Raw genomic sequence first — 25462 nt, 5'->3', positions numbered from 1 at the left:
ATGGGGGCATGGTCAGGTCCAGGCAGGGGGCCCGTGATGGCTCCGGCACCACGAGCGCCCTAGACGGGTTCTCCCCCGCGACCCGCGGTTGGTTCACGGGGGCCTTCTCCGCGCCCACGCCCGCCCAGGCCGGGGCGTGGCGGGCGATCGGTGAGGGCTCGGACGTGCTGGTCGTCGCGCCGACCGGCTCGGGCAAGACGCTCGCCGCGTTCCTCGCCGCCCTCGACCAGCTCGCCTCGTCGCCGCCGCCCGCCGACCCGAAGAAGCGCTGCCGCGTTCTGTACGTGTCGCCGATGAAGGCGCTCGCGGTCGACGTCGAGCGCAATCTGCGCAGCCCCCTGACCGGCATCCGCCAGGAGGCGGTGCGCCTCGGCCTGCCCGAGCCCGAGGTGAAGGTCGGCATCCGCTCCGGCGACACCCCGCCCGCGGAGCGCCGCGCCCTCGCCACGCGCCCGCCGGACATCCTGATCACGACGCCGGAGTCGCTGTTCCTCATGCTGACGTCGGCCACGCGGGACGCGCTGACCGGCATCGAGACGGTGATTGTGGACGAGGTGCACGCGGTGGCGGGCACCAAGCGCGGCGCCCATCTGGCGCTTTCCCTGGAGCGCCTGGACGAGCTGCTGCCGCGCCCGGCCCGCCGCATCGGCCTGTCGGCGACGGTCCGCCCGGTCGACGAGGTCGCGCGGTATCTGTCGCCGCAGCGCAAGGTGGAGATCGTCCAGCCGCCGTCCGGCAAGCGGTTCGACCTGTCCGTGGTGGTCCCGGTCGAGGATCTGGGCGAGCTGGGCGGCTCCCCGGTGCCCGACTCCGACCAGGGGGCCGAGCGCCCCTCGATCTGGCCGTCGGTGGAGGAGCGCATCGCGGACCTCATCGAGGCCCACCGCTCCACCATCGTCTTCGCCAACTCGCGGCGCCTCGCGGAGCGCCTGTGCAACAGGCTGAACGAGATCGCCTACGAGCGCGCCACCGGCGAGGCCCTGCCCGAGGACCACTCCCCGGCCGAGCTGATGGGCGGCTCCGGCGCGGCGACGGGCGCCCCGCAGATCCTGGCCCGCGCGCACCACGGCTCGGTCTCCAAGGAGCAGCGCACGCTCGTGGAGGAGGATCTGAAGGCGGGCCGGCTGCCCGCCGTCGTCGCCACGTCCAGCCTGGAGCTGGGCATCGACATGGGCGCCGTCGATCTCGTCATCCAGGTGGAGTCGCCGCCGTCCGTCGCCTCCGGGCTCCAGCGTGTGGGGCGCGCGGGCCACCAGGTGGGCGCGGTGTCGACCGGCGTCGTCTTCCCGAAGTACCGGGGTGACCTCGTGCAGTCGGCGGTCGTGACCGAGCGGATGCGCTCGGGCGCCATCGAGTCGCTGCGTGTCCCGGGCAACCCCCTCGACGTGCTCGCCCAGCAGCTCGTCGCCATGACGGCCATGGACTCCTGGCAGGTCGACGACCTCCTTGCGCTGGTTCGCAGGGCGGCCCCGTTCGCCTCGCTCCCCGAGTCGGCGTTCACCGGCGTCCTCGACATGCTCGCGGGCCGCTACCCGTCCGACGCCTTCGCCGAGCTGCGCCCGCGCGTGGTGTGGGACCGCGTCGCGGGGACGGTCACGGGCCGCCCCGGGGCGCAGCGCCTCGCCGTCACCTCCGGTGGCACGATCCCCGACCGCGGCCTGTTCGGCGTCTTTCTGGCGGGCGCCGACCCGAAGAAGGGCGGCGGACGCGTCGGCGAGCTCGACGAGGAGATGGTCTACGAGTCCCGCGTGGGGGACGTCTTCACGCTGGGCACCAGCTCCTGGCGCATCGAGGACATCACGCGCGACCGCGTCCTCGTCTCCCCCGCGCCCGGCGTCCCCGGTCGCCTCCCGTTCTGGAAGGGCGACCAGCTGGGCCGCCCGCTGGAACTGGGGCGCGCGGTGGGCGCGTTCCTGCGCGAGGTCGGCTCGCAGAAGCCCGAGGACGCGCGCGTGCGCCTCGCCGAGGCGGGCCTGGACACTTGGGCCGCGGAGAACGTGTTGTCGTATTTGGCCGAGCAGCGCGAGGCGTGCGGCCACATCCCGGACGACCGCACGATCGTGGTCGAGCGGTTCCGGGACGAGCTGGGCGACTGGCGCGTCGTCGTGCACTCCCCGTTCGGCGCGCAGGTGCACGCCCCGTGGGCGCTCGCCCTCGGCGCCCGGCTCAGCGAGAAGTACGGCATGGACGCCCAGGTCATGCACGCCGACGACGGCATCGTCCTGCGCCTGCCCGACGCCGACCTGATGGGCCTTGACCTCCTGGACCAGGAGCCCTCCAAGCCGGGCCTGGAGTACGACTCGGACCAGGCGCCCATCGGCGCGGCCGACGTCGCCTTCGACAAGGGGGACGTCGACCAGATCGTCACCGACCAGGTCGGCGGCTCCGCCCTGTTCGCCTCCCGCTTCCGCGAGTGCGCCGCCCGCGCGCTGCTCCTGCCGAAGCGCAACCCGGGCAAGCGCACGCCCCTGTGGCAGCAGCGGCAGCGCGCCTCCCAGCTGCTCCAGGTGGCCAGCGAGTTCGGCTCCTTCCCGATCGTCCTGGAGGCGGTGCGCGAGTGCCTCCAGGACGTCTTCGACGTGCCGGGCCTCGCCGAGCTGATGGGCGACATCGAGTCCCGCAAGGTCCGCCTGGTCGAGGTCACCACCCCCGAGGCCTCGCCGTTCGCCCGCTCGCTCCTGTTCGGCTACGTCGCGCAGTTCCTCTACGAGGGCGACTCCCCGCTCGCCGAGCGCCGCGCGGCCGCGCTCTCCCTGGACTCCCGGCTCCTCGCCGAACTCCTCGGCCAGGCCGAGCTGCGTGAACTGCTCGACGCGGACGTCCTCGCCGAGCTGGAGCAGGAGCTGCAGTGGCGCACCGAGGACCGCCGCGTCAAGGACGTCGAGGGCGTCGCGGACCTGCTGCGCCTCCTGGGCCCGCTGACCGACGCCGAGCTGGCCGAGCGTGGCGCCGAGCCCGGCTGGGCCGAGGAGCTGGCGTCCGCGCGGCGCGCCATCCGGGTCCGGATCGCGGGCACGGAGCACTGGGCGGCGATCGAGGACGCGGGCCGTCTGCGCGACGCGCTCGGCACGGCGCTCCCCGTCGGCGTCCCCGAGGCGTTCACCGAGCCGGTCAAGGATCCGCTCGGCGACCTTCTGGCCCGCTACGCGCGCACGCACGGGCCGTTCACGTCCATGCAGGCGGCGGCCCGGTTCGGCCTGGGCGCGGCGATCACGGAAGGCGCTTTGCAGCGCCTTGCGGCGAACGGCCGGGTGGTGCAGGGCGAGTTCCACCCCGCGGGCATCGGCCAGGAGTGGTGCGATGCCGCGGTCCTGCGCCGCCTGCGCCGCCGCTCCCTCGCCGCGCTGCGGCACGAGCTCGAACCGGTCCCTCCGGCCGCGCTCGCCCAGTTCCTGCCCCAGTGGCAGCACCTGGGCGGTCACGGCCTGCGCGGCATCGACGGTCTGGTCCGCGCGATCGAGCAGCTCCAGGGCGCCTCGGTCCCCGCCTCCGCCCTGGAGAAGCTGGTCCTGCCCTCCCGGGTCTCGGGCTACGCGCCCGCGTTGCTCGACGAGCTCACCGCCTCGGGCGAGGTGCTGTGGGCGGGCGCGGGCTCCCTGCCCGGCAAGGACGGCTGGGTCTCCCTCTACCTCGCCGACAACGCCCCGCTCCTGCTGCCGCCCCCGCACCCGCTGGAGCTGACGCCGCTGCACCAGGCGGTCCTGGACAGCCTGTCCGGCGGCTACGGCCTGTTCTTCCGGCAGATCGCGGACCAGGTCCGCGCCACGACGGACGGCCAGGACGGCGCCCCCCTCACCGCCACCGACCCCCAACTGGCCGATGCGCTCTGGGACCTGGCCTGGTCGGGCCGGCTCACCAACGACACGCTCGCCCCGATGCGTGCCCTCCTCGGCTCGGGCCGCACCGCCGGCTCCACCGCGCACCGCGCGCGGAGATCCGTCCCGCGCGGCCGCTACGGAAGCCTCACGGCCGCCGCCCGGGCCACCTCGCGCACCGGTCCGCCCACCGTCGCCGGACGCTGGTCGCTGCTGCCCGCGCAGGAGCCCGACCCGACCGTGCGCGCCCACGCCCTGGCCCGCACCCTCATGGACCGGCACGGTGTCGTCACGCGCGGCGCCGTCGCCGCCGAGGGCGTGGAGGGCGGCTTCTCCGCGATGTACCGCATCCTGTCCGTCTTCGAGGAGAGCGGCCAGGCCAGGCGCGGCTATGTGGTGGAGGGGCTCGGCGCCGCCCAGTTCGCCATGGACGGCGCGGTGGACCGCCTGCGCGCGGCGGCCAACGCCCAGGAGCGCGGCGCGCCCCCGCCCGACCCCTTCGCCCAGGGCGACGCCCCGGCCGCCAAGGGCACCGCACCGCGCGCCCTGGTCCTGGCTGCCGCCGACCCCGCCAACGCGTACGGCGCGGCCCTCCCCTGGCCCGAGCCGCCCGCGCGCGCGGGCCACAAGCCGGGCCGCAAGGCGGGCTCCCTCGTCGTCCTGGTCGACGGCGAGCTGACCCTCTACATGGAGCGCGGCGGAAAGAGCCTCCTGGCCTGGCACGCCGCCGAGTCCGACACCGCCGCGCCCTCCGCCGCGCAGCTCTCCGACGACCCCCGGCTGCCCGCCGCCGCCCGCTCCCTGGCCGAATCGGCCCGTACGGGCGCCCTCGGCACGATCACCGTCGAGCGCATCAACGGCGAGGCCGCGCTCACGTCCCCGTACGCACCGCTGCTGGAGGGAGCGGGGTTCCACGCGACGCCGAGGGGGTTGCGCCTGCGTGCCTGACGCCTCCCCGGCGGGATCACCCGCACCGTCCTCGTCCGCCGCCGCGCCGGCCCGCGGCCTACCCTGAACCCATGCCCGAAGGAGACACCGTCCTGCAGGCCGCCAAGCGGCTGCACACCGCGCTCGCGGGTCAGGTCCTCATCCGCTCCGACCTCCGGGTCCCGCGGTTCGCCACGGCGGATCTGACCGGGCGCTCGGTGCTTGAGGTCATCTCGCGCGGCAAGCACCTGATGACCCGCATCGAGGGCGGCCTCACCCTGCACTCGCACCTGCGGATGGACGGCGCCTGGAAGATCTACGCCCCGGGCGAGCGCTGGCGCGGCGGCCCCGCCTTCCAGATCCGGGCGATCCTCGCCAACGAGTCGCACGCGGCCGTCGGCTACCGCCTCCCCGTGCTCGAACTGCTGCGCACCAGCGAGGAGGCCAAGGCCGTCGGCCACCTCGGCCCCGACCTGCTCGGCCCGGACTGGGACCCCGACAAGGCGCTCGCCAACCTCCTCCAGGACCCCGCCCGCGCCGTCGGCGAGGCCCTCCTCGACCAGCGCAACCTCGCCGGTGTGGGCAACGTCTTCAAATCGGAGATCTGCTTCCTCCTCGGCATCACCCCCTGGGTCCCCGTGGGTGACCTGCCCCCGGAGACGGCGGAGCAGCTTCCCGTCCTCTCCAAGAAGCTCCTCGAGTTCAACCGGGACCGCCCCAACCGCGTCACCACCGGCCGCGCCCGCCCCGGCGAACGCCTGTACGTCTACGGCCGCGCCTCACGCCCCTGCATGCGCTGCCGCACCGCGATCCGCGTGGCGGAACAGGGCGACGGCTCCCGGGAACGCCCGACCTACTGGTGCCCCACCTGCCAGCCGGGCCCGCACCCGGCCAGGTAATCGCCGCAGAGGAATTGACGACCCGTCAGCTCATGTCTACGGTCCCCTCATGCCCGTAACGGCGTACGACCTCACCGGCCGGACCGCGTTCGTCACCGGCGCGGCGAGCGGCATCGGGCGGGCCTCCGCCGCGCTGCTCGCCGAGGCCGGAGCCACGGTGCACTGCGCGGACCGCGACGGCCAGGGCCTGGACGAGACGGCCGCGCTCATCAAGGAGTGCGGCGGCACGGCGCACACCCACACGCTGGACGTGTCCGACCGCGCCCAGGTCGCCGAGGCCGTCGCGGCGGCGGCCGCCCCGACCGGAACGCTCGACATCCTGGCCGCGATCGCCGGGATCATGCACCACAGCCCCGTCCTGGAGACCCGCGACGAGGACCTCGACCGCGTCCTCGCCGTCAACTTCAAAGGCGTCCTCTACGCGTGCCAGGAGGCGGCCCGCACGATGATCGCGGCCGGCACCCGCGGCTCCCTCATCACGATGGCCTCCGGCGCGATCGACACGGGCGGCCCCGGTCTGCTCTGCTACGGCGCCGCGAAGGCCGCCGTCGTCCAGCTCACCAGGACCCTCGCCACGGAGGTCGGCCCGCACGGGATCCGCGTCAACGCGGTCGCGCCGGGCTGGGTCCGCACCCCGATGACGACCCGCCACGACGAGACGGCCCAGGCCCATACGGAGGCCCTGATGACGCGCCTGGCCCCGCTCGGCCGCGTCGGCACCCCGCAGGACATCGCCCACGCGGTTCTCCACCTCGCCTCGGACGCCTCAGCCTTTACGACGGGCCAGATCCTCCGCCCGAACGGCGGCGTGGCGATGCCCTGGTGACAGACCCACCAACGCCGATCACGATCCAGCGCCGCCACCACTCCCCGCAACGGGCACCCCGCCACAACCCGAAACCCCGCCCGTAGCCCCTCACCCCGCCCCACCTGACCCACGCCGCTCCCCCCACCCCCGTACCCCCGCCCGTACCCCCCGCCCCGCTCGTCTCGCGCGGGCCTGTATCCAGCGCGCTCCCAACCGGCCCTGCGCCCCCGCGACCCCCGACGCGCGGCCCTTCGGCAGGGCGTGCACCGGGAGCAGGCTGAGGCCCCAGCCGCCGAAGGTGACCGCCCCCTCGAACACTCCGGCGTCCGGTGTGAGCGCCAGCCGCAGGACGGCCCACCACCACAGCCCACCGAGCACCAGGCCCGGTATCCACCGCGGCAGCCGCCTCACCACGACCGCTCACCTCCACCCGTCCCCGTCCCCGGTCCTCGCCCGCGCGCGTCCGCCCGCCCCCGGGACGGACGCGCGCCGGTCTCAGCCGCGGTTCTCCGCCTGGAACATCCAGTGATGCTTCTCCAGGTCGGCCGTGATGCCGATGAACATGTCCTGGCTGACCGGGTCGGCCTCGCCCGTCGCCCGGATCCGCTCCCGCATCCGCGTGATCACGGCGCCGAGCGCCTCCACGAGCGTCCCGACGGCGTCCGTGTCCTTCACCCAGCCCTCGGCCACGGTGGCGATCCCGCTGCTCTCCGCGACGGTCCCGGCCCGCCCGTCCGGCGGGACGCCGAGCGTGGAGGCCCGTTCGGCGACCGTGTCGGAGTGCAGGCGCGCGCTGTCCACGACCTCGTCGAGCTGGAGGTGCACGGTACGGAACCGGGGCCCCACCACGTTCCAGTGGATCTGCTTGGCCACGAGCGAGAGGTCGACCAGGTCGACGAGCGCGCCCTGCAGCGCCTCGGCCACGGTCTCCAGGTCGGCATCGGACAGCGGACTCTTCACGGCGTACCTCCGTTACCCCCGCGTCGGCATCACGGTCGTAGGGAAATCACCGTCCACGATGGCACACATGGACCATTCCGGACACACGGGGCGAACAGCGAAAAGCCCCGGCCGGTTTCCCGGCCGGGGCTTTCCCGGTCACCTCACGCTGCGCGAGACGCTACGCCGCTACGACGTCGACCGCCTCCGCAGGCGCCTTGATCGTCACCCGTTCCGGCGGGACGCCGGTGACGGAGACGGAATTGAGCATCGGACGGACCGGTGCGCGCACCGGCTCCGACGGGACCGCTGCTGCCGACTCGGCCAGCTCCGCGAGAGCGAGCTCGTCGCTCACCTCGCGCATCAGCTCGGACATCCGTACGTCAAGCGCGTCGCAGATAGCGGAAAGCAGCTCGGAGGAAGCCTCCTTCTGCCCCCGCTCCACCTCGGAGAGATAGCCGAGCGAGACTCGGGCGGACGAGGAGACTTCGCGCAGAGTACGGCCCTGGCGCTGGCGCTGCCGACGCAGCACGTCACCAAGCAGGCGACGGAGCAGAATCATCGGTGGCTCCCTCCTCGGACCGCGTAGCCGCATCCTTCACGCCCCACCGTACCGCCTCGTGCCGCGGCCGTGCGGGGAGCGATGTCGTGTTCACTCAGGGCTGCAAACATCAAAACCCCCCGTTCTGTTCCGTATCCTGTGCCCGCGCATTCTCAGTAGGTTCGCCGGAATGCCCTCCGACCAGCTCTTCCGTCAACAGGTCGAGCACGCTCCGTACACTCTCCCTACGGATTTCCATGCGTCCGCCGTTCAACCGCAGCTCCACCACTTTGCGGCTACCAGCGAAATTTCTAGTGACCTTCACAGCACCGCGGCCGGGGCCCACGGCAGCCACGTAGACGGTGCCCACGGGCTGTCCGTCCTGCGGCTCGGGCCCGGCGACACCGGTCGTCGCGATGCCCCAGTCCGCGCCGAGCGCCTCGCGCACCCCGGCGGCCATCTGCAGGGCGACGTCCGGGTGGACGGCCCCGTACTCGGCGAGCAGGTGCGTGTCGACGCCGAGCAGCTTGTGCTTCAGCTCCGTCGCGTACGCCGTGATCGAGCCGCGCAGGGCCTTCGACGCCCCGGGCACGGCCACCAGCTCCGCCGCGACGAGGCCACCGGTCAGCGACTCGGCCACGGCGAGGGTCTCCCCCCGCCCGGTCAGCAGCCGCAGCGCCTCGACAGCCTCGTTCATCACTTCTCGGCCGCCTCCGAGGACGCCGACGGGTCGGCGACGACCGACTCCACGGCCGCCTGCTCGACGGCCTCCGGGTCCACGACCGACGACCCCGTGCCCGGGGCCCCTGCGTCCGTCCGGCTCGCCGTCGCCTGCGCGACGGCCGCCTGGGAGACCGCCGCCGCGGCAGCCGCCTCGGCGAGACCGGCCCGCCGCAGCACGATCGCCTGCCGTACGTAGTCGAGCCCGGTCAGCACGGTCAGCGCGACCGCCACCGCCATCACCCAGAACCGGAACGTGGCGAGCGGCCCGGTCAGCGCCAGGACGTACATGCCGACGGCCGTGCCCTGCGCGAGTGTCTTCATCTTGCCGCCGCGGCTGGCCGGGATGACCCCGTAGCGGATCACCAGGAAGCGCAGCAGGGTGATGCCCAGCTCACGCCCGAGGATGACGCCCGTCACCCACCACGGCAGGTCACCGAGCGAGGACAGACAGATGAGCGCCGCCCCCATGATCGCCTTGTCGGCGATGGGGTCGGCGATCTTCCCGAAGTCGGTGACCAGGTTGTACGTACGCGCCAGATGTCCGTCGAAGACATCGGTGATCATGGCGACGGCGAACGCCGCCCATGCCCAGGCCCGCCACGCCGGGTCGTACCCGCCGTCGGCCAGCATGAGCATCACGAACCCCGGCACGAGCAGCAGCCGCACCATGGTCAGGATGTTGGCGATGTTCCACAGGCTGGCCTCGTTGACGGCCGCAGCGCCCAGCTTGCCGCCGGGCGCCGGCGTGCCGGTCCCGCCCCTGGCGGATGCCGGGACTCCGGTCATCTGCCCGCCTCCTCAAGCCGGTCGAACGGCTCCGCGACGAGGTCCACTCCCTCGGTCCCGACCACCTTTGCCTCGACCATACGGCCGACGCTCAGTCCGGCGCCGCCCGTGAGCCGCACCTGTCCGTCGGTCTCGGGCGCCTGGTGCGCGCCGCGGCCCACGATCCCGTCCTCGGGGGCGACGGACTCGACGAGCACCTCCACCGTCTCACCCAGCCGCTCCTCGGCGCGCTGCGACACCAACTGCTCGGCGAGGCGCGACACGCGCGCGAGGCGCTCCGCGACGACGTCCTCGTCGAGCTTGTTCTCGTACGTGGCCGCCTCGGTGCCGTCCTCGTCGGAGTAGCCGAAGACGCCGATGGCGTCCAGACGCGCGCCGTTCAGGAAGCGCTCCAGCTCGGCGAGGTCCGCCTCGGACTCGCCGGGGAAGCCGACGATGAAGTTGGAGCGGACACCGGCCTGCGGCGCCTTGCTCCGAATGGTGTCGAGCAGCTCCAGGAACCGGTCGGTGTCGCCGAAGCGCCGCATCGCGCGCAGCACGGCGGGCGCGGAGTGCTGGAAGGAGAGGTCGAAGTAGGGGACGACCTTGTCGGTGCCGGTCAGGACGTCGATGAGGCCGGGCCGCATCTCGGCGGGCTGCAGGTAGCTGACGCGGACCCGCTCGATGCCGTCCACACCGGCCAGCTCGGGCAGCAGGGACTCGAGGAGGCGGATGTCGCCCAGGTCCTTGCCGTACGAGGTGTTGTTCTCGGAGACCAGCATGACCTCCTTGACGCCCTGCTCGGCGAGCCAGCGCGTCTCGTTCAGCACGTCGCTGGGGCGGCGCGAGATGAAGGAGCCGCGGAAGGAGGGGATGGCGCAGAAGGAGCAGCGCCGGTCGCAGCCGGAGGCCAGCTTCACGGAGGCGACGGGCGCGCCGTCGAGGCGGCGGCGCAGCGGCGCGCGCGGCCCGGACGCGGGCGCGAGCCCCTCGGGCAGGTCCGCGGGCGCGTGGCCGGGCAGCGCGACGCCGGCGCCGGCCTCCTGGCGCTCGGCGGGGCTGATCGGGAGGAGCTTGCGGCGGTCGCGCGGGGCGTGGGCCTCGACACTGCCGCCGGCGAGGATGGTCCGCAGGCGCCCGGAGATGTCCTCGTAGTCGTCGAAGCCGAGCACGCCGTCGGCCTCGGGCAGCGCCTCGGCGAGCTCCTTGCCGTACCGCTCGGCCATGCAGCCGACGGCGACGACGGCCTGGGTCCTGCCGTGGCCCTTGAGATCGTTGGCCTCGAGGAGGGCGTCGACGGAGTCCTTCTTGGCGGCCTCGACGAAGCCACAGGTGTTGACGACGGCGACATCCGCGGACTCGGCGTCCTCGACGAGCTCCCAGCCGTCCGCCTCCAAGCGGCCTGCGAGCTCCTCCGAGTCCACCTCGTTACGGGCGCAGCCAAGGGTGACAAGTGCGACGGTACGGCGTTCGGGCATGGACTCAAGACTACTTCGTTCCACCGACAGCCCTCGCCGGGAGGGTTCCGGGTGGGTTGCGCCAGGGGGGTCCGGGCCGCCTGTCAGCCGACTTCCGGGTCGCCCTTGGTGTAGCTGAGCCGCTCGACCTGACCGGGCTGGAACTCGTCCTCGATCTGCTTGCCGTTCACATAGAGCTGTATGGCGCCGGCGTCGCCCAGGACGAGGTCGATCTTGGTGGTGTCCTGGAACGTCTTGGACTGGCCGCGCTCCAGCACGCCGTCGAACATCTTCCGCCCGTTGTGGTCCTTGGCGAGGATCCAGCTCCGGCCGTCCGCCGCGTTGAGCTTCACCGTGACCTTGTCCTGGGGGGCCGCCGCGATGGCGCTGTCCGAGGGGTCCGGCTTGGTGGCGGGCTTCTTGCTGGGGCTCGGCTTGGTGGCGGGCTTGCTGGTGGCGGGGGTGGCGCCCTCGGCGGCCTGCTGCGTGCCGCCGTCGTCGTCACCGCCGCTGACCACGGTGTAGCCGACGAAGGCGATGACCGCGACGATCGCGGCGACCATGGCGGCGGTCCAGTTGGGCCGGCGCGGCTCGGAGCGGATGCGCTCGGCCTCGAACAGCGGGGTGGCGGGCGTCGGCGCGGCGGGGCCGCCGTGCTCGGCGCCGTACCGCGCGAGCAGCGGTTCGGGATCCAGGCCCACCGCGCGCGCGAGCGTGCGGATGTGCCCGCGCGCGTACACGTCGCCGCCGCAGCGGGAGAAGTCGTCCGCCTCGATGGCGTGCACGATCGGGCCGCGCACCCGGGTCGACTGGCTGACCTCGTCGACGGTGAGGCCCGCGGCGATACGTGCCTGCTGGAGGGCGCGGCCGACCGAGGGTCCGTCGTCCGTGCTCGGGGCGCTGGTCTGCGAAGGACGGTCGTCTTCAGGGGATTTGCCGATGGACACGGGGGCGCCTTTCGAGCGTGTAACCACCTGCTGGAGGTTCAGTCTAGGGGGGGTGCGAAAGGGTGGGGCAACCGGGCGGTCGGACTTTGTACGCCATCAGAATGGCCCGACATCCTGATGGTGGGACAAGTGGGTGCCCCTTCCCTCAACTTGACGTGCTCGATGGGGAAACGGTTGCCCCGGATCCCCGTACGAGTGACATCGAAATCGAAAGATCCTTTACGGCTGCTCCTCGCCGCGGATGACCGCGAGCACTCCGTCCAGTTCGTCCGGTTTCACGAGGACGTCGCGGGCCTTGGAGCCCTCGCTCGGTCCCACGATGTTGCGCGACTCCATGAGGTCCATCAGCCGGCCCGCCTTGGCGAAGCCGACCCTGAGCTTGCGCTGGAGCATGGACGTGGACCCGAACTGGGTGGAGACGACCAGCTCGGCCGCCGCGCACAGCAGCTCCAGGTCGTCGCCGATGTCCTCGTCGATCTCCTTCTTCTGCTTGGTGCCGACGGTGACGTCGTCGCGGAAGACGGGCGCCATCTGGTCCTTGCAGTGCTGGACGACGGCGTGGATCTCGTCCTCGGTGACGAACGCGCCCTGCATGCGGATCGGCTTGTTCGCGCCCATGGGCAGGTACAGGCCGTCGCCCTTGCCGATGAGCTTCTCGGCGCCGGGCTGGTCCAGGATGACGCGGCTGTCGGCGAGCGAGGAGGTGGCGAAGGCCAGGCGCGAGGGCACGTTCGCCTTGATGAGACCCGTGACGACGTCGACCGAGGGACGCTGCGTGGCGAGCACCAGGTGGATGCCGGCCGCGCGCGCGAGCTGCGTGATGCGCACGATGGCGTCCTCGACGTCGCGCGGGGCGACCATCATCAGGTCGGCGAGCTCGTCGACGATCACCAGGAGGTACGGATAGGTCTTCAGCTCCCGCTCGCTGCCCTCGGGCGTCTTGAGCTTGCCGTCTCGGATCGCCTGGTTGAAGTCGTCGATGTGCCGGTAGCCGAAGGCGGCGAGGTCGTCGTAGCGCAGGTCCATCTCGCGCACGACCCACTGGAGCGCCTCGGCGGCCTTCTTGGGGTTGGTGATGATCGGCGTGATGAGGTGCGGGATGCCCTCGTACGCCGTCAGCTCCACGCGCTTGGGGTCGACGAGGACCATCCGCACGTCCTCGGGGGTCGCCCGCATCATGATCGAGGTGATCAGGCAGTTGATGCAGGACGACTTGCCGGAACCCGTGGCACCGGCGACCAGGATGTGCGGCATCTTCGCGAGGTTCGACATGACGTAGCCGCCCTCGACGTCCTTGCCGAGCGCGACCAGCATCGGGTGCTCGTCCTCGGCGGCGTCGGCCAGGCGCAGCACGTCCCCGACGTTGACCATCTCGCGGTCGGTGTTCGGGATCTCGATGCCGACCGCGGACTTGCCGGGGATCGGGCTGATGATCCGCACGTCCGGGGAGGCGACCGCGTACGCGATGTTCTTCGCCAGGGCGGTGATCTTCTCGACCTTCACGGCGGGGCCGAGCTCGACCTCGTAGCGCGTGACCGTCGGCCCGCGCGTGAAGCCCGTGACGGCCGCGTCGACCTTGAACTCGGTGAAGACGGTGGTCAGCGACTCCACCACGGCGTCGTTGGCGGCGCTGCGCGACTTGCCGGGGCCGCCGCGCGTCAGCAGGTCGAGCGAGGGCAGCGCGTACGTGATGTCACCGGCGAGCTGGAGCTGCTCCGCGCGCGCGGGCATCTCCCGTACGTCCTCGGGCGCGGCCTTGGTCAGGTCGGGCACGGCGAGCTTGGAGGGCGTCGGCTCGGGCTCGGCCGGCGCGGACTTCTTGCCGCGCGCCGTCGGGACGGGCGCCGTGCGCTCCGGCGCGGGCGCCTTCCCCGAGCGCTCCCCCGTCTCCTCGCGCTCGGTGCCGACGCCCTGGGTGAGATCGGCGACGAGCGGGGACGGCGGCATCCCGTGCAGCACGGCGCCGTCGAGCGCGGCGGCGGCAGCGGCGGCCACGTCCACGGCGTCCATGGGGCGGTCCATGGAGGGCTGCACGGACGAACGCCGGGGCCTGCGCCGCTTGGCGAGGGCGTCCTCCTCTATGCGGTCGGGGTCGTACGCCCGCGGGGCCGTGGAGCGCCGCCTGGCGGGCCCGGGCGCGGCCTCGCGCCACTCGTCCTCGTACTCCTCGGCGACGAACTCCTCGGCGGCCAGGTCGTCGTGGATGAGCCCGAGGCGTACGCCGAGCAGGCGCAGCCGCTGCGGGATCGCGTTGACCGGCGTCGCGGTGACCACGAGGAGGCCGAAGATGGTGAGCAGGATGAGCATGGGGACCGCGAGCACGTCGGTCATGGTGAAGCTGAGCGGGGTCGCGGCGGCCCAGCCGATGAGGCCGCCCGCGTCCCTTATGGCCTGCATGCCGTCCGCGCGCGCGGGTGAGCCGCAGCCGATGTGGACCTGGCCGAGCACGCCGACGACCAGTGCGGAGAGGCCGATGACGATGCGCCCGTTGGCCTCGGGCTTCTCGGGGTGGCGGATGAGGCGTACGGCGATGACCCCGACCAGTATCGGGACGAGCAGGTCGAGCCGGCCGAACGCGCCGGTCACCAGCATCTCGACGAGGTCGCCGACCGGGCCCTGAAGGTTCGACCACGTGCCGGCCGCGCAGATCAGTCCGATGCCGAGCAGGAGCAGCGCCAGGCCGTCCTTGCGGTGTGCCGGGTCGAGGCCCTTCGCTCCGCGCCCTATGCCGCGGAACATGGCTCCCACGCTGTGCGCGAGACCGAGCCAGAGGGCGCGCACGACGCGGTACAGGCCCCCGGTGGGGCTGGGCGCCGGCCTGGGCGCGGGCTTCTTCGCCACCGCCTTCTTCGCGGGCGCTTTCACGGCCTTCTTGGCGGGGGCCTTTTTCGCAGGGGCCTTCTTCGCCGGAGCCTTGGTGGGCGCTGCCGCCTTCTTCGCGGGCGGCTTCTTGGCTGCGGGACGTGAGGCCATAGGTGTGAGGTTACCGGGGGAGGCGCCCACGTACACGTGTGCCCAGTGCTTCACCCTTTTGTGTCGCGGGGCCGCCGTGGCCGAACTGACGCGCCCTCAAAGCCGGGGCGGGACCTCAGCTCTGGGACGGCAGGGACGGCGCGCCGTTGCCCGCGCCGGGCTCCAGCGCGTCAAGGGCCCTGCGCAGGCCGGTGAGTTTGCGCTCCAGGTGGGCGGCGGTGGCGACGGCCGCCGCGTCCGCCGACTCCTCGTCGAGCTGCTTGGAGAGCGCCTCGGCCTGCTCCTCGACGGCGGCGAGGCGCGCGGACAGCTCGGCGAGCAGCCCCGCGGGCTCCTTGGAGTCACCGACGGCCCGGCCGCCGCCCTCCAACTGCAGGCGGAGCAGCGCGGCCTGCTCACGGAGCTGGCAGTTCTTCATGTACAGCTCGACGAAGACCGAGACCTTGGCGCGCAGCACCCACGGGTCGAACGGCTTGGAGATGTAGTCCACCGCGCCCGCCGCATAGCCGCGGAAGGTGTGGTGCGGGCCGTGGTTGATCGCTGTGAGGAAGATGATCGGGATGTCCCGGGTCCGCTCCCGACGCTTGATGTGCGCCGCGGTTTCGAATCCGTCCATTCCGGGCATTTGAACGTCCAGCAGAATGACCGCGAAATCGTCCGTGAGCAGCGCCTTGAGCGCTTCCTCCCCGGACGATGCCCGCACCAGCGTCTGATCGAGCGCGGAGAGGATGGCCTCCAGCGCCAGCAGATTCTCCGGCCGGTCATCGACCAGGAGGATCTTGGCCTTCTGCACCATGGCCCGCCCTCCTCGCCCCGGCATGGGGCCGCCCCTGTCCGCAGGATTCTGGGAGGCTCCTTCCGCCGCCCCAGGGGACGGCTTCCTGGTGCCGTCCGTCCTTGTGCCGGTCATCGTAGCCGCACCCCGCCTGCCGCCACACCCTGTCACCGAGATGTCACTGTGCACGTAGCAGAAACGCGGTGGGAGACCAGAAGGTTCCCCGGTTACCGCACTTCTACACGGATGTGGCCACACTCAGTCAGCAACGACGCGTGAATGTTCGGTGATCCGGTCACTTGTCGCGCATCCATTGCTCCATCACCGCCAGCAGATGATCGGGATCCACCGGCTTCGTGACGTAGTCGGAAGCGCCGGACTCGATCGCCTTCTCCCGGTCGCCCTTCATCGCCTTCGCGGTGAGCGCGATGATCGGCAACCCGGCGAACTGCGGCATCCTGCGGATCGCCGTCGTCGTCGCGTACCCGTCCATCTCGGGCATCATGATGTCCATCAGGACGACCGTCACGTCGTCGTGCTGCTCCAGGACCTCGATGCCCTCGCGCCCGTTCTCCGCGTACAGGACCGACAGGCCGTGCTGCTCCAGGACGCTGGTGAGCGCGAAGACGTTGCGGATGTCGTCGTCGACGATGAGCACCTTCTCGCCGCCGAAGTGGAACGAGCGCCGCGCCTTGGGCGCCTCCTCCTCGATCTCCTCCCAGTGTTGCTGCGTGGACGCCGTCCGCCCCGAGGGCGCCGGAGGTGCCGAGGGCGCCGGACGCGCCTCGGGCGCGGGTGCGGACCGGCGCCGCCGCCGGAACAGCGCCGCGGCCCCGTTCTGCGTCTCCTGGTACGACTTCACCTCCGCCGGGGTCTCCACCTCGGCGGGCGGCTCCGGCGCGGCGTCCAGGGCCAGCGGCCGGCCCGGTTCGACGGCCGGGGCGAGCTGCGTGTACCCCTGGGGCGGCAGCTCGGCCGGGTGCAGCGGCAGGTACAGCGTGAACGTGGAGCCGCGCCCCGGCTCGCTCGCCGCGTGGATCTCACCGCCGAGCAGCCGGGCGATCTCGCGGCTGATGGAGAGCCCGAGCCCCGTACCGCCGTACTTGCGGCTCGTGGTGCCGTCGGCCTGCTTGAACGCCTCGAAGATCACCCGCATCTTGCTGGCCGCGATGCCGATGCCGGTGTCGGTCACCGAGAAGGCGATCAGGTCGCCGTCGGCCTCCCGCAGCGAGCCCGCCTCGAGGAGCTGTTCCCTGATGGCGTTCGGCACGTCGCCGCCCGCGGGCCGGATGACCAGCTCCACGGCGCCGGAGTCGGTGAACTTCACCGCGTTGGACAGCAGGTTGCGCAACACCTGGAGCAGACGCTGCTCGTCGGTGTGGAGCGTGGTGGGCAGCTCCGGCGACACCCGTACGGAGAAGTCGAGCTGCTTCTCCGCGGTCAGCGGCCGGAAGGTGGCCTCCACGTAGTCGACGAGCTGCACCAGGGCGATCCGCGTCGGCGAGACGTCCATCTTGCCCGCCTCGACCTTCGACAGGTCCAGGATGTCGTTGATCAACTGGAGCAGGTCGGAGCCCGCGCCGTGGATCGTCTCGGCGAACTCGACCTGCTTCGGCGTGAGGTTCGCGTCGGCGTTGTCGGCGAGCAACTTGGCGAGGATGAGCAGGGAGTTGAGCGGCGTGCGCAGCTCGTGCGACATGTTCGCGAGGAACTCGCTCTTGTAGCGCATCGACACCGCGAGCTGCTCGGCGCGCTCCTCCAGGACCTGGCGCGCCTCCTCGATCTCGGTGTTCTTCACCTCGATGTCGCGGTTCTGCTGGGCGAGCAGCTCGGCCTTCTCCTCCAGCTCGGCGTTGGACGCCTGGAGCGCCTTCTGCCGGTTCTCCAACTCGGCGGAACGCTCCCGCAGTTGCTCGGTCAGCTCCTGCGACTGCTTGAGCAGGATCTCCGTCTTGGTGTTGACGGAGATCGTGTTCACGCTCGTCGCGATCATCTCGGCGATCTGCCCGAGGAAGTCCTTCTGGATCTGCGTGAACGGAGTGAAGGACGCCAGCTCGATCACGCCGAGCACCTTGCCCTCGAAGAGCACCGGGATGACGATGACCTGCGCCGGCGGCGCCTCACCCAGCCCCGAGGAGATCTTCAGATAGCCGCTGGGCGCGTTGTCCACGAGGATCGTGCGCCGCTCCTTCGCGGCCGTCCCGATGAGCGTCTCACCGGGCCGGAAGGAGGTCGGCATGGACCCCATGGAGTAGCCGTAGCTGCCGCACATGCGCAGCTCGTACGCGTCGTCGTCGGCGGTCGTCGGGTCCGCGCTGTCGTCCAGGGGCGTCGCCAGGAAGAACGCGCCGTGCTGCGCCGACACCACCGGCGTCAGCTCGCTCATGATCAGCGAGGCCACGTCGTCGAGGTCGCGGCGGCCCTGCATCAGGCCCGAGATGCGCGCCAGGTTGCCCTTCAGCCAGTCCTGCTCCTCGTTGGCGATCGTGGTGTCGCGCAGGTTGGAGATCATCTTGTTGATGTTGTCCTGGAGGACCTGGATCTCGCCCGCCGCGTCGACGTCGATCTTCAGGTTCAGATCGCCGCGGGTCACCGCCGTGGCGACGGCCGCGATCGCGCGCACCTGCCGGGTCAGGTTCCCGGCCATCTCGTTCACGGACTCCGTCAGGTCGCGCCAGGTGCCGTCCACGTCACGCACGCGTGCCTGGCCGCCGAGCTGGCCCTCGGTGCCCACCTCGCGGGCCACGCGCGTGACCTGCTCGGCGAAGGACGAGAGCTGGTCGACCATCGTGTTGATCGTCGTCTTGAGTTCGAGGATCTCGCCGCGCGCGTCGATGTCGATCTTCTTGGTCAGGTCGCCCTTGGCGATGGCGGTCGTGACCATCGCGATGTTGCGGACCTGGCCGGTCAGGTTCGACGCCATGCCGTTCACGGACTCGGTGAGGTCCTTCCACGTACCGGCCACACCGGGTACGCGCGCCTGGCCGCCGAGGATGCCGTCCGTGCCCACCTCGCGGGCCACCTTGGTGACCTGGTCGGCGAACGAGCTCAGCGTCTTGACCATCGTGTTGAACGTGTCGGCGAGCTGCGCGACCTCGCCGCGCGCCTCGATCGTCACCGTACGGGTCAGGTCGCCGTTGGCCACCGCGTTGGCGACCTGGGAGATGTTGCGCACCTGCATGGTCAGGTTGTTGGCCATCAGGTTGACGTTGTCGCTCAGGTCCTTCCAGATGCCGGTGACGCCCGGCACCCGCGCCTGACCGCCGAGCTGCCCCTCCGTGCCCACCTCGCGCGCGACGCGCGTCACCTGCTCCGCGAACGACGAGAGCTGGTCGACCATCGTGTTGACGGTCGTGACGAGCTCCAGGATCTCGCCCTTGGCGTCGACGGTGATCTTCTTGGACAGGTCACCGCGCGCTACAGCCGTAGTGACCTCGGCGATGTTGCGCACCTGGAGCGTCAGGTTGTTCGCCATGCCGTTCACGGACTGCGTCAGGTCCTTCCACGTACCCGACACGCCCTGCACCTCGGCCTGGCCGCCGAGGATGCCGTCCGTACCCACCTCGCGGGCCACCCGCGTCACCTGCTCGGCGAACGCGGAGAGCTGGTCCACCATCGTGTTGAGGGTGTTCTTCAGCTCCAGGATCTCCCCGCGCGCGTCCACGTCGATCTTCTGCGAAAGGTCACCGCGCGCGACCGCCGTGGCGACCTGCGCGATGTTGCGGACCTGCGCGGTGAGGTTGCCCGCCATGCCGTTCACGGAGTCCGTCAGGTCGCGCCACACACCGGCGACGCCCGGGACCTGCGCCTGACCGCCGAGGCGCCCCTCGGTGCCCACCTCGCGCGCGACGCGCGTCACCTGGTCGGCGAAGGCGGAGAGCTGGTCGACCATCGTGTTGATGGTGTTCTTCAGCTCCAGGATCTCCCCGCGCGCGTCCACGTCGATCTTCTGCGAAAGGTCACCCCGCGCTACAGCCGTAGTGACCTGGGCGATCTGCCGCACCTGGGAGGTCAGGTTCCCGGCCATGAAGTTGACGGAGTCGGTGAGCTCCTTCCACGTGCCGCTCACGCCGTCCACGCGGGCCTGACCACCGAGACGGCCCTCCGTGCCCACGTCGCGCGCCATCCGCGTCACCTGGTCGGCGAAGCTGGAGAGCTGGTCCACCATCGTGTTGACGGTGTTCTTCAGCTGGAGCATCTCGCCGGACACGTCCACGGTGACCTTCTGCGACAGGTCGCCGTTGGCCACCGCCGTCGTCACCTGCGCGATGTTGCGCACCTGGCCCGTGAGGTTGCGGAAAGCCGTGTTGACGGAGTCGGTCAGGTCCTTCCACGTGCCGGCCGCGCCGACCACCAGGGCCTGACCGCCCAGCTCGCCCTCGACGCCGATCTCGCGCGCCACGCGCGTGACCTCGGAGCCGAACGCGGAGAGCTGGTCGACCATCGTGTTGACGGTGTTCTTCAGCTCCAGCATCTCGCCGGCGACATCGACGGTGACCTTCTGCGAGAGATCACCGTTGGCCACCGCCGTCGTGACAGTGGCGATGTCACGCACCTGCGTGGTCAGGTTCCGGAAGACCGTGTTGACCGAGTCCGTCAGGTCCTTCCACGTGCCCGCCGCGCCCGGCACATTGGCCTGGCCGCCGAGCTGGCCCTCCGCGCCGACCTCGTTGGCGACGCGCGTCACCTCGTCCGCGAACGTGCGCAGCGTCTCGGTCATCTGGTTGATCGTCTCGGCGAGCTGGGCGACCTCGCCGCGCGCCGACACCGTGACCTTCTGCGACAGGTCGCCGTTGGCCACCGCCGTGGTCACCTGGGCGATCCCGCGCACCTGGGCGGTCAGATTGCCCGCCATGAGGTTCACCGAGTCGGTGAGGTCCTTCCACACACCCGCCACACCGGGCACCTGCGCCTGACCACCCAGCTCGCCCTCGGTACCCACCTCCCGGGCCACCCGCGTGACCTCGGAGGAGAACGACGAGAGCTGGTCCACCATCGTGTTCACGGTGTTCTTCAGCTCGAGCATCTCGCCCGCGACGTGCACCGTGACCTTGCGCGACAGATCACCCTTGGCCACCGCGGTCGTGACGAGAGCAATGTCACGCACCTGCGCGGTGAGCCGGTACGCCATCGTGTTGACCGAATCCGTGAGGTCCTTCCACGAACCGGACATTCCGCGTACGCGCGCCTGTCCCCCGAGCTTGCCCTCGGTACCCACCTCGCTGGCCACGCGCGTGACCTCGTCGGTGAAGGTGGAGAGCTGGTCGACCAGATTGTTGACGGTCCGCCCGACCTTCAGGAACTCACCCCGCAAGGGGTGCCCCGTCCCGTCCGGCACCTGGGAGCGCAGCTCCATGCGCGGCGACAGATCACCCTCGGCGACCGCGGTGAGCACCCGCCCGACCTCGGAGACCGGCCGTACGAGATCGTCGACCAGCGCGTTCGACGCGTTGATCGCGGCGGCCCAGGAACCCTCGCAGGCGCCCGTCTCCAGGCGCTCGGTCAGCTTGCCCTCACGCCCGACCATGCGCCGTACACGGGAGAGCTCCCCGGTCAGATGCAGGTTCCGGTCGGCCACCTCGTTGAAGACGGCCGCGATCTCGGACATCACACCGTCACCGCTGACGGTGAGGCGCTTGCGGAAGTTGCCGTCCCGTATCGCGACGAGCCCTGCCAACAGCCTGTTCAGCGCCGCCGTGTCCACCGTTGTGGTGCCATTGCGCGACTTGTGCTGTTTATTCAGGGACTGTCCGCCTTCCGCGCGCGCTTTCCTGCCCCGCGTCGCTGCGCCAGACTCCACTGTGTCCCTCCCGCAGGGGTCGACCTGAACTGCTCGGGTTGCTCGGGTTCGCTTCTACCGCCGCACCGGATTCCCAATGCGTCCGTAACTGAAGCTTGCCCAGTGTTTCACCATGGCTGAACCAGGCCATAACAGTTCGGCAGCTTCGCACACGCTCCGCACACCCGCCGGAACGGAAAACACTGACGACCGGCATCCGCATGGACGGCGAAGGTAAGTAACCTTGGCAGCGGCTGTCCACCCACCCCGGTCCGCCCGGCCTGGGCGGTGGCGGGAAACGAGCGGGCATCGGAGGGGCGGCCGCGACATGAGTACGGGAGAGCTTGGCCTCGACACTCGTACAGCCAGTACAACGCGTCCAGGGAGTTCTGTGATCACCGCGCGCGCGGCTGCCACCTTCGAACCGGTCGGGCGATCCGTCGCCACGGCCCGCTCCTTCGTGCGCGACACGCTCCAGGGGTGGGGCTACGCCGACATCATCGACGACGCGGTGGTCCTCACTAGCGAACTCGTCACCAACGCCGTCGTCCACGCGGGCACCGCCGCGGAGGTCCTGTGCCTGCGCGCCGAGGACCACATCCGCATCGAGGTCTCCGACCGCTATCCGGAACGGGAGATCCCGCTCCAGTCCTCGGCGATCAACATGGGCAGCCCCGACCGCGAGGGCGGCCGCGGCCTCCAGCTCTGCGCGGCCCTCGCCGGCCGCTGGGGCGTCGACTACTCGGCCACCCACAAGCAGGTCTGGTTCCAGATCGACCTGCCCGAGCGCTCGGTCGGCACCCGCGCCGCGGGCCCGGTCCTCCCGCCCGACCTGCTCCCCCTCGCCGACGAACGCGTCCGCGTCGCCGTCGTGCAGATCGACAGAACCGGCGCGATCACCGCCTGGAACGAGGACGCGGAACATCTCTTCGGCTACGGGGCCGAACAGGTCACCGGCAAGCCCCTCACCGACCTCGCCGCCTGGCCGCACACGCCCGGCACCGGCACCGGCATCGCCGACGCGCTCCAGCTCTCGCGCTGGGAGGGCAGCTACGGCATCCGCGCCGCCAGCGGCCGCGTCACCCCCGTCTACGCCTCCCACCTGCGCGTCCGCGACACCGACGGCGAACCCTCCACGGTCTGCCTCCTCGTGCGCGACCACGAGCGCGCCGTGCTCCAGACCCCGCTGCGCATGCCGTCGTCGGAGAACGGCACCACCTCCGAGAACCAGAGCCCGGACGCCTTCGAGGTCTTCATCGGCTCCCCCGCCCCCGACGACCTCGACGGCCTGCTCCAGCGCACGGTCGAGCGCGCCCGCGACATGCTCGACGCCGACGCCGCCTTCCTCCTCCTCGCCACCGACGACGAGACCGAGCTGGAGGTCCGCGCCTCCACCGGCCTGCCCTCCGCGCGCCAGCGCTTCGCGCGCGTGCCCGTGGAAGTCGGCCCCGGCCGCTACGGCTCCGCAAGGATGCCCGCCGTCCACGAGGACCTCACTCAAGTACCGGGCGCGGTGCCCCTGTTGAGCGGTACGGGCATGCGTTCGGTCGTCACGGTCCCGCTCAAGGTCGAGGGCCGCCTCACCGGCTCCCTCGGCGTCGCCGCCGAAGCCCCGGACCGCTACACCAACGAGGAGGCGCTGCGCCTCCAGTTCGCCGCCGACCGCATCGCCATGGCCGTCGAATCGGCCCGCCTCGGCGAGCTGGAGAAGCTGCGGCGCGGCTCCCTCAGCTTCCTCGTCGAAGCCTCCGACCTCCTCGCCGGCACCCTCGACCGGGACCAGACCCTGGCCCTCATGGCCCAGATGACCGTCCCCACGCTCGCCACCTGGTGCGCCGTCTACATGATCGCCGACCAGGTCTCGGAGCCGTACCTCTCCTACGTCCTGCACGAGGACGAGGACCGCATCGACGGCCTCAAGGCGCTCCTCTCCAAGATCACCCCACCGGACCCGGTACCCACCCCCGGCGCCCGCGTCTGGACGGCCCCCGCCGAAGCCGCCCACCAGGCAGCGCTCCGTACGTCCATGCGCAGCCTGGGCCTCGGCGAACCCGCCAGCGTCACCTCGGGCATCGGCACCACCCTCGCGACGGCCTCCGCGGTCGGCGGCGAGACGGTCGTCCTGCCGCTCGTCGCCCGCAACCGCGTCATCGGCATGCTCACGCTCGGCAAGCCGACGGACGAGCACTTCCGCCAGGAGATCCTGGAACTGGCCGAGGACCTGAGCCGCCGGGCGGCCCTCGCCCTGGACAACGCGCGCCTGTACTCGGAGCGCATGGCCATCAGCCAGTCCCTCCAGCGCAGCCTCCTCCCGCCGGAGCTGCCGCACATCCCGGGCGTCGAGGTCGAGGTCATCTACCGCGCGGCCGGCGAGGGCAACGAGGTGGGCGGTGACTTCTACGACCTCTTCCCCATCCGCGACGGCGCGTACGGCTTCGCCATCGGCGACGTCTGCGGCACGGGCCCGGAGGCCGCGGCCGTCACGGGCCTCGCCCGCCACGCGCTGCGCCTCCTCGCCCGCGAGGGCTTCGGCGGCCCGGCGGTCCTGGAGCGCCTGAACGCGGCGATCCTCGACGAGGGCGCCCGCAGCCGCTTCCTGACGCTCCTCTACGGCGAGTTGTGGCCGCAGGAGGACGGCTCGGCGGTCCTGAAGATGGTCTGCGCCGGACACCCGCAGCCGCTGCGCCTGAGCCAGGACGGCTCGGTCGAACCCTTCGCGGAGCCGCAGCCGCTGCTCGGCGTCATGGACGATCTCGAACTGTACGAGCAGACGATGACGCTCGACCCGGGCGACGTCCTCCTCTGCGTCACGGACGGCATCACGGAGCGCCGCGAGGGCACCCGCATGCTGGGCGACGACGGCCTGGCGGAAGTCCTGTCCGGTTGTACGGGCCTGACGGCCGGTGCGGTCGCGGGGCGCATCATGCGGGCGGTGGAGCGTTTCGCGGCGGACGCGCCCTCGGACGACATGGCGATCCTGACGATGCGGGTTCCCGAGATCCAGCACGACTGACGGAGGGTCCGGCCGCGGCCGCGCGGAAACGAAAAAGGCTCCCGCCCATTGGGCGGGAGCCTTTCTGCTTGAGCCCCCAAGCGGAATCGAACCGCTGACCTTCTCCTTACCATGGAGACGCTCTACCGACTGAGCTATAGGGGCCGGCCGCTTCGCGGTTTCCCGCTCGGCAACGAGATAAAGCATACCTGAAGTTCGGAGGTGCTCGAACCGCCTCCGGACGTCGGCTAAAAAGCCGGTTCGAGGAGCCCACCGAGAGCGTTGCAGGCGGAGACCAGACGGTGGAGTTGCTTACGCGTCATGGCTCCGTCGACCGGCAATGCCAATGTCTCGTCGGCGGCCCGCTCGGTCTCGGGCAACTCCGCATCGCGCCGGAACGCGGGCAGCCGGTGCACCGGAGTCTTCACCGGTACCCGGCATTCAACTCCTTTGCTCCGCAATGTCCGTGCGAAAGCGTCCCGGTCGGGCCGCCCATTGCCGGGCACCCGCACGACGTACTGCTGATAGGTGTGCCCTTCGTGACCGGCGGGCGTCCGCACCCCGTTCAGCTTCCCGTTCAAGTAGGTGGCGTGCGCTCGCCGTTGCGCCAGCTCGTCGTACGGCTTCTCGGACTCACCCTGTTCGAGTACGAGCAACCCGTGCCGGCTGCCGAGGTCGTGGAGCCGCGCGAGGTCGGCCCGGTGTCCGAAGCGATGAACGGCTATGACGGCCGAGGTCCGCGCGGTGACGCGGTCCGCCACGTGCGCGGGGTCGAGACAGTAGGTGTCCGGGTCTATGTCGGCGAAGACGGGGGTCGCTCCGGCCTGTACGACAGCGTCGGCGACCTCGGGGTTCCCGAAGGCCGGCACGATCACTTCGTCACCGGCTCCGACGCCTGCGGCCCGCAGCATTGCAACTGTGCCCATGACAAGGATGGTCCTCGCGGAACGTGAACACGGGGTGACGGGCAACAAAAAAGCCGCTGGCCTCGAGCGAAATGCTCAAGACCAGCGGCTTTTATCAAAAATAGTTCGGCGGCGTCCTACTCTCCCACAGGGTCCCCCCTGCAGTACCATCGGCGCTGTGAGGCTTAGCTTCCGGGTTCGGAATGTAACCGGGCGT

Annotated in this window: 15 protein-coding genes, 1 tRNA gene and 1 rRNA gene; 4 read left to right on the top strand and 13 right to left on the bottom strand. The window is 71.3% G+C overall.

Translation table 11 applies throughout. From position 1 onward, the window contains the following. Nucleotides 1–8 precede the first annotated feature (8 nt). The 3 genes from ABZ877_RS29395 to ABZ877_RS29385 all read left to right on the top strand — a co-directional run bounded on the left by ABZ877_RS29395 (nt 9) and on the right by ABZ877_RS29385 (nt 6467). Complete coding sequence (locus ABZ877_RS29395; RefSeq protein WP_361076952.1) at nt 9–4763, top strand: ATP-dependent helicase; 4755 nt, start codon at nt 9–11, stop codon at nt 4761–4763. 71 nt (nt 4764–4834) lie between these two features. Then, complete coding sequence (locus ABZ877_RS29390) at nt 4835–5641, top strand: DNA-formamidopyrimidine glycosylase family protein (protein ID WP_361076949.1); 807 nt, start codon at nt 4835–4837, stop codon at nt 5639–5641. 49 nt (nt 5642–5690) lie between these two features. Further along, nucleotides 5691–6467: an SDR family NAD(P)-dependent oxidoreductase gene (locus ABZ877_RS29385; RefSeq protein ID WP_361076946.1), complete on the top strand. Its 777-nt coding sequence runs from the start codon at nt 5691–5693 to the stop codon at nt 6465–6467. Nucleotides 6468–6557: 90 nt separating this feature from the next. On the opposite strand, the gene ABZ877_RS29380 is transcribed toward ABZ877_RS29385, so the two are convergent. The 10 genes from ABZ877_RS29380 to ABZ877_RS29335 all read right to left on the bottom strand — a co-directional run bounded on the left by ABZ877_RS29380 (nt 6558) and on the right by ABZ877_RS29335 (nt 21369). Further along, nucleotides 6558–6863, bottom strand: a complete 306-nt coding sequence (locus ABZ877_RS29380) for a hypothetical protein (protein WP_361076943.1) — start codon at nt 6861–6863, stop codon at nt 6558–6560. Between the two features lie 81 nt (nt 6864–6944). Next, nucleotides 6945–7409 (bottom strand): DNA starvation/stationary phase protection protein, encoded by a 465-nt coding sequence (locus ABZ877_RS29375; RefSeq protein WP_361076940.1) that lies wholly within the window; start codon nt 7407–7409, stop codon nt 6945–6947. Nucleotides 7410–7569: 160 nt separating this feature from the next. Further along, complete coding sequence (locus ABZ877_RS29370; RefSeq protein ID WP_361076938.1) at nt 7570–7950, bottom strand: helix-turn-helix transcriptional regulator; 381 nt, start codon at nt 7948–7950, stop codon at nt 7570–7572. Between the two features lie 109 nt (nt 7951–8059). Continuing rightward, nucleotides 8060–8626 (bottom strand): CinA family protein, encoded by a 567-nt coding sequence (locus ABZ877_RS29365; protein ID WP_361076935.1) that lies wholly within the window; start codon nt 8624–8626, stop codon nt 8060–8062. After that, entirely contained in the window at nt 8626–9438 is an 813-nt protein-coding gene (pgsA, locus tag ABZ877_RS29360) for a CDP-diacylglycerol--glycerol-3-phosphate 3-phosphatidyltransferase (protein WP_361076932.1), read from the bottom strand. The genes ABZ877_RS29365 and pgsA overlap by 1 nt, the downstream gene beginning before the upstream one ends. After that, complete coding sequence (gene rimO / locus ABZ877_RS29355; protein ID WP_361076929.1) at nt 9435–10895, bottom strand: 30S ribosomal protein S12 methylthiotransferase RimO; 1461 nt, start codon at nt 10893–10895, stop codon at nt 9435–9437. The genes pgsA and rimO overlap by 4 nt, the downstream gene beginning before the upstream one ends. An 83-nt stretch (nt 10896–10978) precedes the next feature. Then, nucleotides 10979–11821: a helix-turn-helix domain-containing protein gene (locus tag ABZ877_RS29350; RefSeq protein ID WP_361076926.1), complete on the bottom strand. Its 843-nt coding sequence runs from the start codon at nt 11819–11821 to the stop codon at nt 10979–10981. Nucleotides 11822–12040: 219 nt separating this feature from the next. Then, complete coding sequence (locus tag ABZ877_RS29345; RefSeq protein ID WP_361076923.1) at nt 12041–14794, bottom strand: DNA translocase FtsK; 2754 nt, start codon at nt 14792–14794, stop codon at nt 12041–12043. Between the two features lie 115 nt (nt 14795–14909). Beyond that, nucleotides 14910–15590: a response regulator gene (locus ABZ877_RS29340; RefSeq protein WP_361076920.1), complete on the bottom strand. Its 681-nt coding sequence runs from the start codon at nt 15588–15590 to the stop codon at nt 14910–14912. Nucleotides 15591–15864: 274 nt separating this feature from the next. Next, complete coding sequence (locus tag ABZ877_RS29335) at nt 15865–21369, bottom strand: HAMP domain-containing protein (protein WP_361076917.1); 5505 nt, start codon at nt 21367–21369, stop codon at nt 15865–15867. A gap of 370 nt (nt 21370–21739) precedes the next feature. On the opposite strand from ABZ877_RS29335, the gene ABZ877_RS29330 reads away from it, so the two are divergent. Continuing rightward, on the top strand, nt 21740–24361 hold the full coding sequence (locus tag ABZ877_RS29330) for a SpoIIE family protein phosphatase (protein ID WP_361076914.1): 2622 nt from the start codon (nt 21740–21742) through the stop codon (nt 24359–24361). A gap of 71 nt (nt 24362–24432) precedes the next feature. Here ABZ877_RS29330 and ABZ877_RS29325 read toward each other — a convergent pair. The 3 genes from ABZ877_RS29325 to rrf form a co-directional block, all read right to left on the bottom strand. Further along, nucleotides 24433–24505: transfer RNA gene (locus ABZ877_RS29325), tRNA-Thr, on the bottom strand. 83 nt (nt 24506–24588) lie between these two features. Further along, complete coding sequence (locus ABZ877_RS29320) at nt 24589–25251, bottom strand: DegT/DnrJ/EryC1/StrS family aminotransferase (RefSeq protein ID WP_361077175.1); 663 nt, start codon at nt 25249–25251, stop codon at nt 24589–24591. Between the two features lie 118 nt (nt 25252–25369). Continuing rightward, a 5S ribosomal RNA gene (gene rrf / locus ABZ877_RS29315) occupies nt 25370–25462 on the bottom strand; the annotation flags it as partial.

The sequence above is a fragment of the Streptomyces sp. NPDC046939 genome (assembly GCF_040644575.1).
Taxonomy (GTDB): Bacteria; Actinomycetota; Actinomycetes; order Streptomycetales; family Streptomycetaceae; genus Streptomyces.
The sequence above is the reverse complement of the archived record's forward strand: the minus strand, read 5'-3'. Positions and strand labels throughout refer to the sequence as shown.

What these genes read in the sequence shown, in the direction of transcription:
- rimO (WP_361076929.1), bottom strand. Translation starts at nt 10,895, where the DNA reads ATGCCCGAACGCCGTACCGTCGCACTTGTCACCCTTGGCTGCGCCCGT.
- ABZ877_RS29365 (WP_361076935.1), bottom strand. Translation starts at nt 8,626, where the DNA reads ATGAACGAGGCTGTCGAGGCGCTGCGGCTGCTGACCGGGCGGGGGGAG.
- ABZ877_RS29385 (WP_361076946.1), top strand. Translation starts at nt 5,691, where the DNA reads ATGCCCGTAACGGCGTACGACCTCACCGGCCGGACCGCGTTCGTCACC.
- ABZ877_RS29345 (WP_361076923.1), bottom strand. Translation starts at nt 14,794, where the DNA reads ATGGCCTCACGTCCCGCAGCCAAGAAGCCGCCCGCGAAGAAGGCGGCA.
- ABZ877_RS29370 (WP_361076938.1), bottom strand. Translation starts at nt 7,950, where the DNA reads ATGATTCTGCTCCGTCGCCTGCTTGGTGACGTGCTGCGTCGGCAGCGC.
- ABZ877_RS29395 (WP_361076952.1), top strand. Translation starts at nt 9, where the DNA reads ATGGTCAGGTCCAGGCAGGGGGCCCGTGATGGCTCCGGCACCACGAGC.
- ABZ877_RS29390 (WP_361076949.1), top strand. Translation starts at nt 4,835, where the DNA reads ATGCCCGAAGGAGACACCGTCCTGCAGGCCGCCAAGCGGCTGCACACC.
- ABZ877_RS29320 (WP_361077175.1), bottom strand. Translation starts at nt 25,251, where the DNA reads ATGCTGCGGGCCGCAGGCGTCGGAGCCGGTGACGAAGTGATCGTGCCG.
- ABZ877_RS29340 (WP_361076920.1), bottom strand. Translation starts at nt 15,590, where the DNA reads ATGGTGCAGAAGGCCAAGATCCTCCTGGTCGATGACCGGCCGGAGAAT.
- pgsA (WP_361076932.1), bottom strand. Translation starts at nt 9,438, where the DNA reads ATGACCGGAGTCCCGGCATCCGCCAGGGGCGGGACCGGCACGCCGGCG.